Annotated in this window: 15 protein-coding genes and 1 tRNA gene; 10 read left to right on the top strand and 6 right to left on the bottom strand. The window is 40.7% G+C overall.

Annotation, left to right across the window (positions count from 1 at the left end):
* Positions 1-552: 552 nt before the first annotated feature.
* The 4 genes from eif1A to ACC612_RS02770 are packed head-to-tail and all read left to right on the top strand — an operon-like array spanning position 553 to position 2,926.
* A complete protein-coding gene (gene eif1A / locus ACC612_RS02785) occupies positions 553-879 on the top strand; it encodes a translation initiation factor eIF-1A (RefSeq protein ID WP_371852941.1) in 327 nt (108 codons plus the stop codon).
* A 4-nt stretch (positions 880-883) separates the two neighbouring features.
* Positions 884-1,693, top strand: a complete 810-nt coding sequence (locus ACC612_RS02780; RefSeq protein WP_371852940.1) for a serine protein kinase RIO — start codon at positions 884-886, stop codon at positions 1,691-1,693.
* Positions 1,680-2,207, top strand: a complete 528-nt coding sequence (locus ACC612_RS02775) for a pre-rRNA-processing protein PNO1 (protein WP_371852939.1) — start codon at positions 1,680-1,682, stop codon at positions 2,205-2,207. Before ACC612_RS02780 ends, ACC612_RS02775 begins: the two co-directional genes overlap by 14 nt.
* Before the next feature lie 26 nt (positions 2,208-2,233).
* Positions 2,234-2,926, top strand: coding sequence for a DUF1614 domain-containing protein (locus tag ACC612_RS02770; protein ID WP_371852938.1), 693 nt, complete (start codon positions 2,234-2,236; stop codon positions 2,924-2,926).
* Here the strand turns inward: ACC612_RS02770 and ACC612_RS02765 are convergent.
* Complete coding sequence (locus tag ACC612_RS02765; RefSeq protein WP_371852937.1) at positions 2,912-3,808, bottom strand: RAD55 family ATPase; 897 nt, start codon at positions 3,806-3,808, stop codon at positions 2,912-2,914. The two genes, ACC612_RS02770 and ACC612_RS02765, sit on opposite strands and share 15 nt — an antisense overlap.
* Before the next feature lie 67 nt (positions 3,809-3,875).
* The gene (locus ACC612_RS02760; protein WP_371852949.1) at positions 3,876-5,246 is read right to left on the bottom strand and encodes a dihydroorotase; all 1,371 of its coding nucleotides are present in this window, start codon (positions 5,244-5,246) and stop codon (positions 3,876-3,878) included.
* 225 nt (positions 5,247-5,471) lie between these two features.
* Here ACC612_RS02760 and ACC612_RS02755 point away from each other — a divergent pair, with 225 nt between their 5' ends.
* From ACC612_RS02755 to phoU, 5 genes are read left to right on the top strand one after another with little or no spacing between them, the layout of a single operon-like run.
* The gene (locus ACC612_RS02755) at positions 5,472-6,389 is read left to right on the top strand and encodes a PstS family phosphate ABC transporter substrate-binding protein (protein ID WP_371852936.1); all 918 of its coding nucleotides are present in this window, start codon (positions 5,472-5,474) and stop codon (positions 6,387-6,389) included.
* Positions 6,390-6,409: 20 nt separating this feature from the next.
* Positions 6,410-7,309 (top strand): phosphate ABC transporter permease subunit PstC, encoded by a 900-nt coding sequence (pstC, locus tag ACC612_RS02750; RefSeq protein ID WP_371852935.1) that lies wholly within the window; start codon positions 6,410-6,412, stop codon positions 7,307-7,309.
* On the top strand, positions 7,306-8,163 hold the full coding sequence (gene pstA / locus ACC612_RS02745) for a phosphate ABC transporter permease PstA (RefSeq protein WP_371852948.1): 858 nt from the start codon (positions 7,306-7,308) through the stop codon (positions 8,161-8,163). Before pstC ends, pstA begins: the two co-directional genes overlap by 4 nt.
* Before the next feature lie 14 nt (positions 8,164-8,177).
* Positions 8,178-8,951 carry a phosphate ABC transporter ATP-binding protein PstB gene (gene pstB / locus ACC612_RS02740; RefSeq protein ID WP_371852934.1) on the top strand — a complete coding sequence of 258 codons (774 nt, stop codon included), beginning with the start codon at positions 8,178-8,180 and terminating at the stop codon, positions 8,949-8,951.
* Positions 8,952-8,955: 4 nt separating this feature from the next.
* Entirely contained in the window at positions 8,956-9,615 is a 660-nt protein-coding gene (phoU, locus tag ACC612_RS02735; RefSeq protein ID WP_371852933.1) for a phosphate signaling complex protein PhoU, read from the top strand.
* Here the strand turns inward: phoU and ACC612_RS02730 are convergent, their stop codons facing one another.
* The 4 genes from ACC612_RS02730 to ACC612_RS02715 form a co-directional block, all read right to left on the bottom strand.
* Positions 9,616-12,330, bottom strand: a complete 2,715-nt coding sequence (locus tag ACC612_RS02730; RefSeq protein WP_371852932.1) for a DNA-directed DNA polymerase — start codon at positions 12,328-12,330, stop codon at positions 9,616-9,618.
* Between the two features lie 213 nt (positions 12,331-12,543).
* Positions 12,544-12,653: transfer RNA gene (locus ACC612_RS02725), tRNA-Met, on the bottom strand.
* An 87-nt stretch (positions 12,654-12,740) separates the two neighbouring features.
* Positions 12,741-13,301: a hypothetical protein gene (locus ACC612_RS02720; RefSeq protein WP_371852931.1), complete on the bottom strand. Its 561-nt coding sequence runs from the start codon at positions 13,299-13,301 to the stop codon at positions 12,741-12,743.
* 145 nt (positions 13,302-13,446) lie between these two features.
* A complete protein-coding gene (locus tag ACC612_RS02715; protein WP_371852930.1) occupies positions 13,447-15,426 on the bottom strand; it encodes an S-layer protein domain-containing protein in 1,980 nt (659 codons plus the stop codon).
* 432 nt (positions 15,427-15,858) lie between these two features.
* Between ACC612_RS02715 and ACC612_RS02710 the strand changes: the two genes are divergently transcribed.
* Positions 15,859-16,638: an ATPase domain-containing protein gene (locus ACC612_RS02710; protein ID WP_371852929.1), complete on the top strand. Its 780-nt coding sequence runs from the start codon at positions 15,859-15,861 to the stop codon at positions 16,636-16,638.
* The last annotated feature ends 36 nt before the right edge of the window (positions 16,639-16,674 follow it).

Below are 16,674 nucleotides of genomic sequence, written 5' to 3'. Positions count from 1 at the left end.
GTTTAATTCCTTTCAATAGTAATTACACTACCGACCAGAATTAATCGAACTGCCAAATCCAACGTCAGGCAAGAAACAACTCCTGCCTCCACTTACGATAAAGCGGTGATTATCACGCACAACAGTTTTTGTGCGGGAATCACCATAATGAACATCTTGCTATATATACCTTGCGATTAACACAAGGAAACAAGCAAAAACGGACATTACGGCTTAATTCACCACCATACTCGAGATTATGAATATATGTTTTTAATGCATATATACTTTCCCTTTGACTCATGTCCTGCAATGAATTTACAGAACAGAATCAATACCACGGAGATAATTAGATCCCCGCAAGGGAGCATACAGAGTACAGCATGGTATATAAAAGTATCTGTCGAGGAATAAAGCAAATGTGGCTAGTTGTAAATGTGAAAAACATAGAGTAAGAGATACATAACTTACGGCACATGTTCGCAAACTTTAACAATATCAAATGTATAGCAAATACACTTATTCTATGCAATCATATATAACAATTAGATTAATTAAGAAACCTAAAGAGGAATGAAACTGTCGACTAATAATAATGATTTTGAAAATCCCGAAAGCAGCGTAACCAGAGTACGCACACCCCGCAAAGACCAAGGAGAAGTATTAGCCATTGTAGAGAATATGCTTGGCGCCAATCGAGTGAAACTTAGATGCATGGACGGCGTTGTGAGAATGGGGAGAATCCCGGGTTCAATGAAGAAGAAAACATGGATTCGAGATGGAGATATAGTTATTGCAGTACCATGGGATTTTCAGGACACAAAAGCAGACGTAATCTGGAAGTACACTCGCCCACAGGTAAACTGGCTTGAGCGTAAGGGATTTTTAAAGAGCCGATAAAAATATGGCCAAAACACTTGAGGATAAAATCAAAAACATAGACACCCTCATTGATAATGGAAGGGTGAAAAACAAAGACACTGAAAAGTTAAAGGTCACTGAAAATGTTTTTGACGAAGCGACTTTAAAAGCACTATATACACTATCCAATAAAGGAATAATAGAAGCTTTGGGTGGATCCATAAGCACGGGAAAAGAAGCTAACGTGTTTTTGGCAGATGGCAAAGACCACAATCTTGCAGTAAAAATATACCGCATCACATCAAGTACCTTCAATTCAATGGAAGATTACATAATGGGCGATCCTCGTTTCAGAGACGTAAGACATACTAAAAAAGATCTAATTTTCGCCTGGACTAAAAAAGAATATCGTAACCTTCTCAGAGCCGGGGAAGTGGGCATAAAGGTTCCAAAGCCCATTACAACTGAGAGGAATATCCTAGTAATGGAGTTTGTTGGAAAAGACGAAAAACCATACCCTCTACTGAAAGATGTACAATTAGATGAAGCATCTGCAAAGAAAGTTTATGACATACTCATTAACTACATTAAGAAACTCTATGAAGACGCTGAACTTATACACGGAGATCTTAGTGAATATAATGTACTCATTGAAACTGAACTAGTAGAGCCAATATTGATAGATATGGGACAATCAGTCACTCTTGAACACCCAAGAGCAGACCAATTTCTGCGTAGAGACATTCAGAATATTGCACGCCATTTCAAAAAATATGGCATAAAATCTGATGAGACTGAACTTTACTTGTTTGTAACAAAAGATAAAAAGGAGCAAAATCATGACTCACATTAAAGTACCACAGGATAGAATAGGAGCTATAATTGGTCCCAAAGGACAGGTCAAAAATTTAATAGAGCAATTATCAACAGCTACTATTGAGATAGATGGCAAAGAAGGTACTGTAGAAGTCATACCTGGAAACGACCCCATTCAATCGATGAGAGCACCTGATGTAATCCAAGCCATTGCCAGAGGATTTAACCCGGAAAAGGCCATGGCATTAATGGATGATGAAATGCTGATGCTTGAGACTATTGATCTGTCAAACTCTGCAGGCACACCCCAGGAAATGATACGTCTGAAGGGTAGAATCATTGGAAAGGCCGGAAAAACCAGAGAAATAATGGAAAGCATGATTGGAGTAAAAATATCCGTATATGGCAAAACAGTAAGTATCCTAGGAACCCCAGAACAAAATCAGATAATAAGGACTGCCATTGAAATGTTGATTGGTGGCGCCACACATGGACAAGTATACGGATTACTTGAGAAGAAAAAACAAATGTTGATACAATCACAATTCTAAAATTCAAAAATAATGTGAGGGCTGAGATGAGAGGATACGTAAACCGTTCAGAACTGAAGCAGATAGTATTATTCGGGCTAATACTTCTCCCAACTGCCATCCTCTGTTATGAGAATAAAATACATATTGGGCATATAACATCAGTGCCTCTTTTTGTTATGCTCCTCTTAATGCTGGCCACAAGAAATATAGAAATACCAATATCCAACATACGCACAAGAAAACCAGAACTTCTTCCTCAGCATGCTTTAGCCCTAGAAAAGATATACAGTGTTCCCGTATCACAAGAATTAATTACTCCAAAGGAAAGAGTGTTTGATACAAAGATAACCATAAATTTTGCAGGAGTAATTATACCTACTCTAGCCATTGTGTACCTCTTGTTGACGGGACCGATTACAACATCCTTGGAAATAGCCCTTATAATCACCGTCATAACTTTCCTTGCATCAGAGATGATTGATGGAGTCGGTATAGAAGTACCTGACTATATCGGCCTTTTATCATTACCTTTAGCACTTCTGCTATCTATAGAAAATGTAGAGAGCGTGATCTATGTATCAAGCGTAGTAGGAATAATTGCAGGATGCACAGCATCCTTACTTACCATAGACCGAGAAAAAAATGGAAGTGCTTACATAAGCATTGGCGGTGTTGGAAACTTCAGAGCCATATATACGATAACATTAATTGCAAGTCTTATTTCATACTATACCTAAATCCCGCTCTGCCCGTCGCTGATCCATTTTATCTTGTAATATCTTTTGAGGAAGGTTTAGTGCACGGTATTTAGCAATACCAGTAGCTGTGAATCTGAAGGGCTGAGGAGTATGATCTATGCGAGTAGCTCTCATTTTTTGTATTGCCATAATAGGCATAGGAGTAGTATCAATATCATTTGTCTGGATAAAATCAAGGAAAACAATTCCATCGCCTAGAAAATCATAGTCATCGAACTGTTTTTTTTCTATCCCATGAGTCTTTTCAGTGACCAACAGAGAGGTAATCTTATCTTTTTTAAGCAATCTATGTAAAGCACGCCACGAGGTAGACTTTCTGAACTCATCGGGAGCCGTAAATACATTCAAAGAATCAAAAACAACCCTATCAGGCTTGTGAGATTCTATTATCTCGATCATTTCTTCAGAAGTAAGCATAGATATACCGAATACTTCCAGATAGCCATCATCGATGTACTTACCTATATCCCAGCCAAACCTCATGAAATGTTGCACTAGCTGTTGAGCCCTCTCTTCAAATGAAAAGAAGATGCACCTTTCGCCATTCTTTGCTCCTTCCATCAAGAACTGCATACAAAAAGTAGTTTTACCTGTTCCGGGAGGACCTGTGACTACAACTGAGAATCCCTTCGGGAAACCCCCTTCTAGAAATTCATCTAAGCCGGGTACTCCTGTAGACACTCTTTTGAGCAACTTATCAATATTCTGTGTATCAAGTTTGGCCTTGAAACGACTGCTATCCAGATTAAGTAAAGCTTTCTCTAATACTACGTTTTTGGCTCCTAGATCCTTCTCATATCTTTCAAGGACCTTGATGGCATCACCGCTTAAAGTAGTATGAATAGCAAATTTGGATTTCATCACAACACCGTGAACATAATATATGATTATATATTTAAAAGGTTATGGTCTTGTGGACATGACTTCCTTAATGATGTTCATCCGTGTCCATACATTTACCCCTTCCTGGTAAGAAATTGCCTCTTCCATAAGAAGCTGAAATTTCACCGTCCCATATCACATCACCTCTTGAGATCGTGATATATGGGAAAATGGCTTCAATTCCTTCAAAAGGAGTCCAGCCTACTTTTCCATGCAAATGATCTCCTTTTATAGTGGTTACCTTTTTTGTGTCCACAATAATCAAATCAGCATCAAAGCCCACTTCAAGCTTGCCTTTTGAATGCTTATCTAAACCAAATATTCTGGCTGGAGCAGCACTTGTAGCATCTATCATGCGTCCCAATGGAAGTAGATTTTTCTTCACAGCCATAAGCATCAGAGGCATGAGAGTTTCCACTCCGGGTACCCCTGATGGAGCTGTCTTTATGTCCACGTCTTTTTCAGTTTCACAGTGAGGAGCATGGTCTGATGCTACAATATCCACACTGCCATCATTTAATGAATTAAGGAGGAACTTTACACTTCTACGATCCCTAAGAGGGGGATTCATTTTACCATAACAACCTAGCCTATCCCAATCCCTTGTAGAAAGGAACAGATGATGCGGCGTCACCTCACATGTGATCGGAGATAGACCTTTTTGCCGTGCAATATACCTGTCTCTACAAAGTACACCTACTGACTCAAAAGCACTAATATGACATATATGCCCTTTTGCTCCGGTCTTTCTAAGAATTTCTATCGCTTTTTGAACTGCAGTAGCCTCACAGATATTAGGCCGCGCCCGAGAGTGGGAGGCAGGTGACATATCATTCTTTAATAAAGCCTCACATTCCAAGCGGATTGCATCGTCTTCAGCATGGATAGCTGCCAACGCACCAAGTTGGTTGATCACTTTCAAGGCATTTTCAAGAGTTACTTCATCGATATTGAGTCCACCAGTAGACTCTGCCATAAAGATCTCACCAAATGCTGTTACTCCTTCTTCCCAGAGTTCAGGGAGTTTTTCAAGATTGTTAGTGACCCCTCCATGAATACCAAAGTCTACAATGGATTTACGAGAAGCAAGCTTGAGTTTTTCAGAAAAAGATTTTCTGTCTATTGTAGGAGGAAGTGTATTGGGATGATCCACTACAGTAGTGATACCGCCCGCTGCTGCTGCACATGAACCAGTATACCAATCTTCTTTCTGAGTAAGGCCTGGTTCTCTGAAATGCACATGAACATCAATGCCTGCCGGGAGAACAAGAGATCCTTCTGCATCAATAACTTCACCGGCTATCACATCTGCTTCTTTTGCAATCCTGCTAATCTTCCCTTCATTTATTACTATTTCTGCAGACTGAAGATAATTGTCATAGAATATCTTAGCATTCTTTATGAGTAAATCTGGCATGCCTATTATTATTTCAATTACCCTATTTGCCACTTTTGTTCTTCACTAGAATTGACAATATGCAATAGAATTGACCTGTGGCAATTAGAGAGTAACGGAAATATATAGAAAATATAGAGTATATTGACAAATATACCGAATATAGTAGTCTTTATTGTATTTACATAATACTTATCTACACAACAGGTGTCATCAAAGATAATTCCAGCAAAGTGGAGAAGACTCATGTTTAAAAAATCAGAAGTTTACAAAATACTTACCCTTATGAGTGTGTTCCTTATTATAGGGTTCACATTTGCAGGGATTGGTTGTGTGGATAAGAATACAAAAGATACTAGTACTACAGGAGAAGTGCCAAATGCATCTGAAAGTTCGACTGCTAAAGAGAGCATTATAGTAAAAGGCTCTGATACCGTGCTCCCATTATCCCAAGCAGAAGCAGAAGAGTTTATGCTCAAGAACCAAGACAGCGATATCACAGTAATTGGTGGAGGTTCTGGAGTAGGAATTGCTGCACTTATTGATGGGGAAGCAGAAATAGCAATGGCTTCCAGGGAAATGAAAGAGTCTGAAATAGAAAAAGCAAAAAATAATAGCATCAATCCTGTAGAAACAGTCATTGGATGGGATGGAATTGCAGTAGTAGTGAATCCTGAAAATCCCGTAACTCAATTAACATTCTCACAACTTCAAGCAATCTATGACGGAAACGTTAGCAACTGGAAAGATGTTGGCGGCGAAGATAGACAAATTACAATAATAAGCCGTGACAGTAGCTCTGGAACATATGAATATTTCAAAGAAGAAGTTCTTAAAGGAAGAGAATACCGCCAAGATGCACTTGTTGAACCTGCAACTGGAGCTATAGTACAAGAAGTTGCACAGAATAAAGGTGCAATTGGATACATAGGATATGCATACCTAGACAACAGTACAAAAGCTCTCACACTTGACGGCGGAGAAGGAAATTTCGTTCCTGCTACTGAAGAAAACATACTCGATGGAAAATATCCGTTAGCAAGGCAGCTATATTATTATACTAATGGTGAGCCACAGGGATTAACGAGAGAATTCATGGATTATGTGCTAAGTGAAGAAGGACAGGCAATAGTTTCTGATGTTGGATACTTCCCAGTAAAATAAGATCAAGTGAAGGATCTGACATGAGTAATAGAAAATATCAAGAAAAAGCGATTGAATCACTGTTATACCTCTCCGGGGTTACTGCAGTAGTAATCCTTTTTCTTATCTGTATTTTTTTGTTTAAGGATGGTCTTGCACTATTCCAGAACTATTCATTATCAGACTTTCTTTTAGGAACAAAATGGTATCCCACATCTCAACCAAGTCAGTTTGGATTATTACCTTTATTAATTGGATCAATGGTAGTAACCTTTGGAGCAATTATATTTTCAGTACCCCTTGGAATTGCAGTAGCAATATATATATCGGAACTTGCAGGTGAAAAAGAAGCCGATCTACTTAAACCACTTGTAGAGATACTTGCTGGAATTCCATCAGTAGTATACGGATTTTTTGGCCTGGTAGTGCTTGTTCCACTGCTTCAGGACCTGTTGGACCTGCCCACAGGTCAAAATGCGCTTGCCGGTTCTATAATGCTAGGAATAATGGCTTTGCCTACAATCATATCCATGTCAGAAGATGCCATAAGTTCAGTACCACGTTCTATAAAAGATGGATCTTTAGCTCTTGGCTCTACCGAATGGCAAACCATTAATAAAGTTGTTCTCCCTGCAGCACTGTCGGGAATATCAGCTGCTGTGATGCTGGGCATCGGGAGAGCCATAGGTGAAACAATGACTGTTATGATGGTAACTGGAAACACTGCGATTATACCAGGCTTTCCTGAAGGATTCTTTGAACCAGTGAGAACTATGACAGCTACTATTGCGTTGGAAATGGGAGAAGTACCACAAGGAAGTGAACATTTCTATGCACTCTTTGCTATTGGTTCCGTACTGTTTATTACCACATTCATTACCAACATCGTTGCTGAATACATAAAGAGGAAATATAAATTCAACCTGGGGGCAGGACAATAACAAATAATGCTAAATTTAGTCAAAAGCTTGCTTTTGCTTTTCTTAAGCTTAGTACTGCCTTTGTAACGCTTATAGTAATAGCCATAATGTTACAGATATTTGTAAATGGATACAGTGTTATCAACATAGAATTCCTTACAGAGATGCCACGAAGAAGGATGACAGAAGGAGGTATATATCCCGCTATATTGGGAACGATTTATCTAATAGTAGGATCAATGGGAGTTGCCTTACCTTTAGGAGTACTGTCAGCAATATACCTTAACGAATATGCTCAGCCCGGTAAAACTAAGTGGCTAATAGAAATGGCCATAAATAACCTGGCAGGAACACCTTCGGTAGTCTTTGGACTTTTTGGACTTGCAATGTTTGTGAAATATATGGGGTTTGGCGCTTCACTATTAGCATCAGCACTCACTCTTGCATTAATGGCTCTTCCCATTATAATTAGATCAAGCCAAGAAGCTTTGATAACTGTGCCAGAAGAATATCGTTATGCTTCTCTAGCGCTTGGAGTTACAAAATGGCAAACAATCAGACAAGTGGTACTGCCTGCCGCTATTCCTGGCATGATAACCGGAGCTATTCTAGGAGTAGGCAGAGTAGCAGGCGAAACAGCACCGATATTGCTTACAGGAGCCGCTTATTTCCTTCCAAGACTTCCAGGCTCAATATATTCACAATTTATGGCACTACCATATCATTTATACGTAATTGCTACTGCGGGCACTAATATTTCCCAAACAAGACCTATACAATATGGTACTGCATTAGTATTGCTTGCTATAGTCCTCAGCGTCAATATGATAGCGGTCAGTATAAGAAGACATTACATAAAAAAACTTAGGAATTAAAGAAGAGGTATCAAATGTCGGGACAAAACAACGGAAACCAGACAGAGATAGAAGTAAGAGGACTTAATCTCTGGTATGGAAATAATCACGCTCTTCACAATATTTCAATAGATATTCCCAAGAATAGCGTAACAGCTCTGATAGGACCTTCAGGATGTGGAAAATCTACATTCTTAAGATGCATGAACAGAATGAATGACTTGGTGAAGAACTGTAGAATAGAAGGAAACATAAGGATAGATGGTAAAGACATCTATTCCAAAGATGTGGATGTAGTTGAACTTCGAAAAAGAGTGGGAATGGTATTTCAGAAACCAAACCCTTTCCCCATGTCTATCCACGACAATATATCATATGGTCCAAAGATACATAGTGTTTCCAAGAAAGAGATAGATAGTATTGTAGAAGATGCACTTCGCTCAGGAGCACTATGGGATGAAGTAGCTGATAGGCTAAAAACATCTGCTCTGAATCTTAGCGGCGGACAACAGCAAAGGCTATGCATTGCAAGAACACTGGCAGTTAAACCGGAAGTGATATTGTTTGATGAACCTTGCAGTGCACTTGATCCTATATCAACTTCGAAGATAGAAGAGCTCATAATGGAGCTTAAAAAGAAATATACAATCGTAATAGTCACACATAATATGCAGCAGGCTGCAAGAATATCCGATAATACAGCATTCTTCCTCACGGGAGATCTGATAGAATACGGTAAGACCGAGCAGATATTTGAGAATCCGAAAATGAAGCCTACAGAAGATTATATAACAGGAAGGTTTGGGTGAAGAGATGTCGAGAGAAAAATATCACAACAATCTTGGTTTATTAAAACTCAATGTATTGGAGATGATGGAAGTATCCCTTGACATGTTGAAAGGAGCAACTGAATCTCTTAAGAACCTCGACACTGACCTTGCCCAGGCGACTATCAAAAAAGATGACATCGTTGATGAAAAAGAAATAAAAGTCGAAAAATGTGTCTCACAACTGATAGCACTTCAACAACCTATGGCAAGTGACATGAGACTTATAACTGCAAGTCTAACAATGGCTATTGATCTGGAAAGATTGAGCGACCTTGCATGTAACATAGCTTGGACATCTACGGATATAAAAGGTGAACCGGAAAAAAACAAAGTGCTTCTCTCAGGCATTTGTAAGATGAGTGCAATCGCAGAGAAGATGTTACAAGATACTACGATAGCTTTGAGAGATTCAAATGCAGAACTTGCAAAGAGAATAGCTTCTGATGACGACAAACTTGACAAACTTTTCTTTGATACAGAAAAAGAATTCATTGATATGATGATCAAAGATCATAGTATCATAACCGATGCTTCACATTTGCTTTTTGTACTAAGATATATAGAAAGAATCGGCGATCACATATGCAATGTATGCCAGAGTATCGTATATCAGGTAACTGGGGAAAGATTGATACTAAATTGATTAGAAATCAAATAGGGATCTTTGGGAACCAGTACTTGGTGCCGCCCCATCAGATTCCTGTTTCTTTGGAACAGATCTCCTTATCTTTTTTTCAGGCGATCCACTAGTAAAGTCCGAGAGACCAGTCTGTTTTGAATCATAATCAAGATTTACAAGGTCTACCCCAAATACACCTAAGATTCTCTCCACCGGCGGAAGAATCTGCTTCTTTACATAGTAGTCCACATCGAGGGACACATTATTCTCACGAACATACTCAGGATCTTCTGCACGGTTCACAAAGAGATCTTTGCCTGCCGTAATTACAAAGGGTATGCGTTCACCAACAGGAGGAGGAGAACCTGTTCTTTTCTCCATTTTTTCAGCAACAGTAAGATGGGGCTGCTTGTTCTTGTAATGCTCCCGTTTCTTGGAGTACATGCGAGTCATGGTAAGGTCATCTATGATATCTTTATCCTTTGTGACATCGAGGTTGCGGATGGAATCAACTACTTTCCGTACATGCCTTACAGCTGCTTCCACTTCTCCTTCCTTAAGCACAAGTTCAAGCACCCTGTTCAAGGTCTTGGATGTCAGCTCACACCAGTCCCTGCGTACGGTCTCCATGCCTTTTACCTTTATACCATCCTTCCAGCCATCTGCAGAGCGCTCAAATACCCAGATAGCATACCTTTTCTTTGCTATGAAAAGGGCGCGTTTTGCTATCGATTCGAACTCAAGTTCCATGGGGTCAGGCAGAGAAGCTGAAACTATGCCTGAGATCTTCTTACCTACAAGTTCTGCATCTTCAAGGGAAATCTCACTTATTGCTGTGCATTGCACAAAAACACTGTCTGTATCGCCATATACAACTGAAAGAGAAATAGATTTAATTTGTAGATCAAGATTAATCTCACTTTTAAGATAAGAATTACCATCCTTGAGGTAGATGGTGTGTATGATATTCTCTATAAGTGAGCGTGTTTTGATGATATTCTCTCTGCCAAAGCTTGTGACGGCGTTTGCAAGAGTAAGGCTGTACAGACGTGCACGAGTATAGCCTGCATATCCATAGAAGCTGTTAAGTAATATTTTCATGGCAAGCTGAGTTGCATCTAGAGCTCTGTATTCATCCTCATTGGATATGCCTTTCATGCGTTTCTTGGTCTCTATCCTTCGGTTGAGGAGATTTTCCAGGATAGTGGGCATAATCCCTTTTGAAACATCTGCTGTTACAAACTTTCCACCTGATGGAGGAGTAATGGTCTTGCCTTCTTCTTCAGGAACATCTTTCTCCACGACAGTCGTGTAGCAGAGGTTATGAGCCATCATTATAGTGGGATAGAGAGATTTATAGTCAAGTATAACTACATTTTCAAGAAGACCTTTTTTTGGTTCCAGTACTTCTCCTCCTTTCAAACCCTCACTGTTCTTGTTCCTGGAATACACAAGATCATCGTTGGGTTTGGGAGGAATTACCCGGTCCCTGATGCGACACTCGCGCAACAGGAGGTTCTCAACCATGGAAGTCTGGCCGCCGTCAATAACTTCCTGTAGCAGGGAGCCACTTACCCTGGAGATCGCGATGTATCTGTCAAGCAACTGCAGTTTCATGACAAGCTCCATGGCAAGCTCAGAGTCGCGCCTTGCGTAATCTATGAACTTTAGCAGTTTTTCCCCTTCATCTTTCCAGTAGTCTTCCATTTCAGAGGGTGCCACGTCGAGCTTTTCCCGATCCAGCAGCTCTTTAGCGACGTTGCGCAGTGTATACCTCTTCAAACTAAACTGGCTGCGAATAAGAGGAAGGACATCTACCACAACCCTTCCGGTCATGGAGATGAGAGTCATTGTTCCGATCTTCCGGTAGTTCATGGGCCGCCCGTCACGTCCTGAACCTGAATCTACCATTGTGCCAGAGTCTGAGAGGAACTTGACCCTGTCAGTTATATAAGGAATATCAAAATCGTTGATGTTGTAACCCACTAGTATATCTGGGTCATATTCCCGAAGTATCTCAAAAAACCTCTTGAACATAGATTCTTCGTCTTTAAGTGACTCTACATCCTGACCGGCACCTGAAACATGTTTTGCCACGAGTACAATTGTGTTGTGACCTTTATAACTAGGAGCAAAAGTGAGACTTATCATGATCACAGGTGACTCATCCGGAGAAGGCATGGAGCCGCCTAGGGGCAGGCATTCGATATCAAAGGAGAGGAACTTAAGGGGCGCATTGGGAAGTATATCCATTTCTGCAGGATGTGGATCTGAGCATACAGTATCACAATAGACTTTTCCAGCGAGAATACCTTCTTCGGAAGAGGAAACAGATACCCATCCCATACCATGGAGTCCCCTGTCTATTAAAAAGCGATTCCTGAACAATATATCAGTTTCATACACCTCTTTTACTCCAGGGATTTGAAGTATATCATCACGAATCTCAGGAACATGCCTTGGTTCATAGGTTGTAACCATAATCATGGGTTTTCTGGACTTTTGATATCCTACAGGCTCAAACCGCTGGACGATATCAACACTTTTGACCACATCAAAGCGCTCTTTTATGAGTTTGCATATAAGGTCAAGCTCACCAGAAGCATTCACATAAAAGTATGGTTCAAATCCTGGCACATAACAGCAGACACTCTTTCCTTCCGCATCCCTTCCAAAGAGACGCACAACGGGACTATTACCTTCAGTTACATAGTCTGCATCCAGGATCTGAAAGTTCATGAGGCTATGTACCTTCTGAGAGCATATATGTTTTGCGCGATGAAAATAGAACGAGAAGAAGAAGATTTAACCCATAAAGCACACACTTTACAAAATCCATCAAAGGCATGCCTGAGAATAAAAAAAATCACTTAATAGATCAAGATACAGAATAAACAAAATATCCATGAATCTTAGATACAAACATTAAATAGACTGAAATATAAGAAATAGTGCCCGGAGCGTGACTCGAACACGCGACCTCCAGATGTCTCAGGAGACTTGGACGCACTCGTAAATATTCCCTATGAGTCTGGCGCCCCAACCGACTAGGCTATCCGGGCATAGCGTAGCATCTAGAAGGGTATTTTCATATTAAAGCGTATCGATTGGAATCTCAAGTGAAAAAAAAGAGAATGTTCAGGATATAATCAATATCCTGTAGCCGTTGCAAAATCAAGCCCTACTGATGATTCATTAGAGTTACCAACAATGATGAAAACCTGGTTATTGTTATTCCAGAAATATTTGTATCTTGGAACCTGGTTACCCCCTACAGTAGAATAACTCAAAGCTCTTGTGGCTTCGTGTCCATTGAATTCAACAATCTGGAAAGTCTCATTGTTCTTGAGCACGTTAAATGTAGCCTTGTAGTTAGTAATGAAAGAATCTGCTGACTCTGCGTCCGAGAACTTTATAGCTGTAACGTAGTAATCAAGAGTTTCATTCTTATAGATACCTTCAGCAGCTTCTTCAACATTTTGTGCTTCAGCGTAGTCCTTGTTCACATTATCTGCGGTTAAAGACTTATTGCCAAGGTATTCAAAATCTGAGGGTATATTATTAAGCACTACAAGTTCAGAAACGCTTTTTACTGGGGCAACCTGGCCGCTTGGGGGAGTAGTAGTATTATCATTCCCTTTGAATATGCAGCCTGAGAAACCCATGAACAATACTACAAATATCAACACTAAACTCAACTGTTTCTTCATGGTATTACCTCGGATAAATAGTCCGATAACACGGTTTCTTTGTTATTAAACTGATGTCCAGTCAATAAACGAGGACATTTAACGTAAATCTGAATTAAAAAAAGAGTAAAAGAAGGGATTTAAACCCTTCTCAATTCATTTTAGCTTAGTTGTTCCTTCTAACAAGGTATGCAACTGCCAAGAGACCGCCTACTGCGAAGATTGCTTCAAAGCCTGGGGTCTTGGTCTCGGTTTCATTGGTTGGTGGGACTGTTGTTCCGTTACCAGTGGTTGGTGGGACTGTTGTTCCCTCACCAGTGGTTGGTGGGACTGTCGTTCCATTACCAGTGGTTGGTGGGACTGTTGTAGTTCCATTACCAGTGGTTGGTGTGGTTGGAGTGGTTGTCCCATTACCAACGGTTGCATTGCCAATGGTGTACTCAGCGTATGGGTAGTAGCGGAGGTCATTGGAGTCTGCAGTCTTGAAGTACATGTTACCGGCGATCTTGATCTCCTTGTTCTTTGTCAGAGTCATATCATCTGGGTTTGTAAGTACAAGTGAGTCGTCACCGATGGTTGTAACATCAAGTGCATCGAAGGAGTCATCGCTCTCGATCTTCAATGGTTCGTTAGAGATGAGCCACATACCTTCAATTACTGCAAGGCTGTCGGTCTGACCCTGGAATACTTCGTTGACGTGGGCTCTCATGATGACTACATCATCTTCGCCGCCTACATCATCTTCTTCATAGTTCCAGGTGCTGTTCTCAACATCTGCGTCAGTTACGGTAATGACCTGATCATCAAGGTATACGCCGTCCTTAGCAAGCTCGAGCCAGACCTTGTTACCATCGACATCAATCTGCTTTGGTGTGAGTGTGTAACCTTCGCCAAGGTCAAGGGACTGACCTACTCTAAGAGTATACTTGTCATCGCTGTCAAGCAGAAGCTTGGACAGTACGTCTGGCTGGTCGTTCACTGGCACATATTCTTCTGCAAGGAAGCCCATCTTTGGATAGGTACCGGTCCAATCTCCGTACTCGTATCCTACCTGCTGTATAGTGGTAGTGTAAACGAGATCATCTTGTGCAATTGTTCTGGTACCTGTGACAGTAGCAGTCATGCTTTCGGATGATATGTTTGCATCCAGGTCATAGTAGAAGCCTGCGAATGAAGTTGCATCCCATGTAGCAGTGCCGGTTGCAACTGTACCTCTTACCTGATAAGTTCCTGGTGCAGTGATCTCCTTGTAGAAGTAGAACCTGACATCATCAGAGTTAGCGGTCTTGATCTTCATGTCGCCTGCGAGGACTATATCCTTGTTCTTGGTCAAGGTAAGGGAATCCTTGTTCTTAAGCTCAAGGTAGGTGTCACCGATGGTTGTAACTTCGAGTGCATCGAAGGTGTCATCGCTCTCGATCTCCATTGGTTCGTTGGAGATGAGCCACAGACCCTCAATTACTGCAAGGCTGTCGGTCTGACCCTGGAATACTTCGTTGACGTGGGCTCTCATGATGACTACATCATCTTCGCCGCCTACATCATCCTCTTCATAGTTCCAGGTGCTGTTATCAACATCTGCGTCAGTTACGGTAATGACCTGATCATCAAGGTATACGCCGTCCTTGGCAAGCTCGAGCCAGACCTTGTTACCGTCGACATCAATCTGCTTTGGTGTGAGTGTGTAACCTTCGCCAAGGTCAAGGGACTGACCTACTCTAAGAGTGTACTTGTCATCGCTGTCAAGCAGAAGCTTAGACAGAACATCTGGCTGGTCGTTCACTGGCACATAGTCCTGTGCAAGGAAGCCCATCTTGGGGAAGGTACCGGTCCAGTCACTGTAAGTGTAACCTACATTCTGAATATCCGTTCTGTATGTAAGTCCATTGTCATCAATAGTTCTTGGGTCTGAGACCATATTTGGGTCGATAGACAGGCTCTCAGAACCAACATTGTCATCTATATCGTAATAGAATCCTGCGAACTCAGTATAGTCGAAGTCCACAGTAACGTCACTTAATGCACTGCCACTGTACACTGGGCTTCTTACCTCCACAGTGTTTACAGAAGCTGCTGCACTTGCAGATGAAACGAATACTGCCATCAGCATAAGTGCAGCAATTGTTACTGCTGCGAATTTACTCATTATTTTCCTCCGTTAGTTTATAGTATCTAAGAGTGAGGATCATTGGATTTGAACGCATATGCGTCCTTGAATCTTCATCAGGAGAACTTTAAGTTCGCCCATTGACGAAGTTCTCATCATCACCCTCTTAATCCCGTCATATTGGATTACAAGAGCCTATTAATTGATTTCCCTATTAAATCTTTTGTGGTCTCAAACAGATTCTTATTCGCATTGCAATGGCAAGTATCGATGTATTTAACGGGAAATGTCGAACTCTAATATGCGTATCCTTTAAGATAACGACAAGAAAGAAAGTATAGTTAATAAATTGTCGAATCAGCATATATGAATATCTCATCTGAAATAAACATAATCATCTCAATACATTTATATCTACTCAGATATATTATAAATAGCAAAGATTAAGCACAAAACGAGGAGAAACGCAAGATGTTTGATGGCGCTGTATCTGAAGAGATAAAAATGGAAGAGGGCCCAAACAGGGTGAGGACGGGCATACCTGGCTTTGATGAACTCTGTGGTGGAGGGCTTATAAGAGATAGAACCTATTTAGTTTCAGGCACATCTGGAGCAGGTAAAACAAATTTTTCCATCCAGTTTATATATAACGGGATTACTAAATATGGAGAGAATGGTATCATAGTGGCAACTGAGGAGAGACCCGAACAAATACGTGAGAACGTACTCAAATTTGGATGGGATCTTGAGGAACTTGAAGATGAGAACAAACTTGCCATAATAGATGCTTGTTCTACAAAAATTGGGATACCATCTCAAGAAAAATACGTCGATATCCGACCTTTTGATATTCGCTCCCTGATGGACCAAATTATCACCACCCAAGAAGAGATTAATGCACGAAGAGCTTTGGTAGATTCTACAACCTCTATAAGTTTCTACCTACAGGACCAAGCAAAAATACGTGTCGAATTACTCAAGCTGAGTACCACTCTTGAAGTAATAGGGCTTACTTCAATGATGACCTGCGAAGTAATTGATGAATCAAGCCCCTCGAGATTCGGAGTTGAGAACTTCGTAACCGATGGAACCATTGTATTATACTATAAAAGACATGAAAATGTGCGTATGCGCAGCATGGAAATATACAAGATGCGCGGATCAGACCACAGCAAAAAGATCCACCCATACGAGATAACCCCAGAAGGTTTTGTGATCCATCCACATGAAGAAGTTTATTCAATGTTCTGATGTTTAAAGGTCAGGATAAGTCTCTTCATTACCGCA

Source organism: Methanomethylovorans sp., from assembly GCF_041447285.1.
GTDB lineage: Archaea > Halobacteriota > Methanosarcinia > Methanosarcinales > Methanosarcinaceae > Methanomethylovorans.
This window is presented reverse-complemented; position numbering and strand designations above follow the sequence as displayed.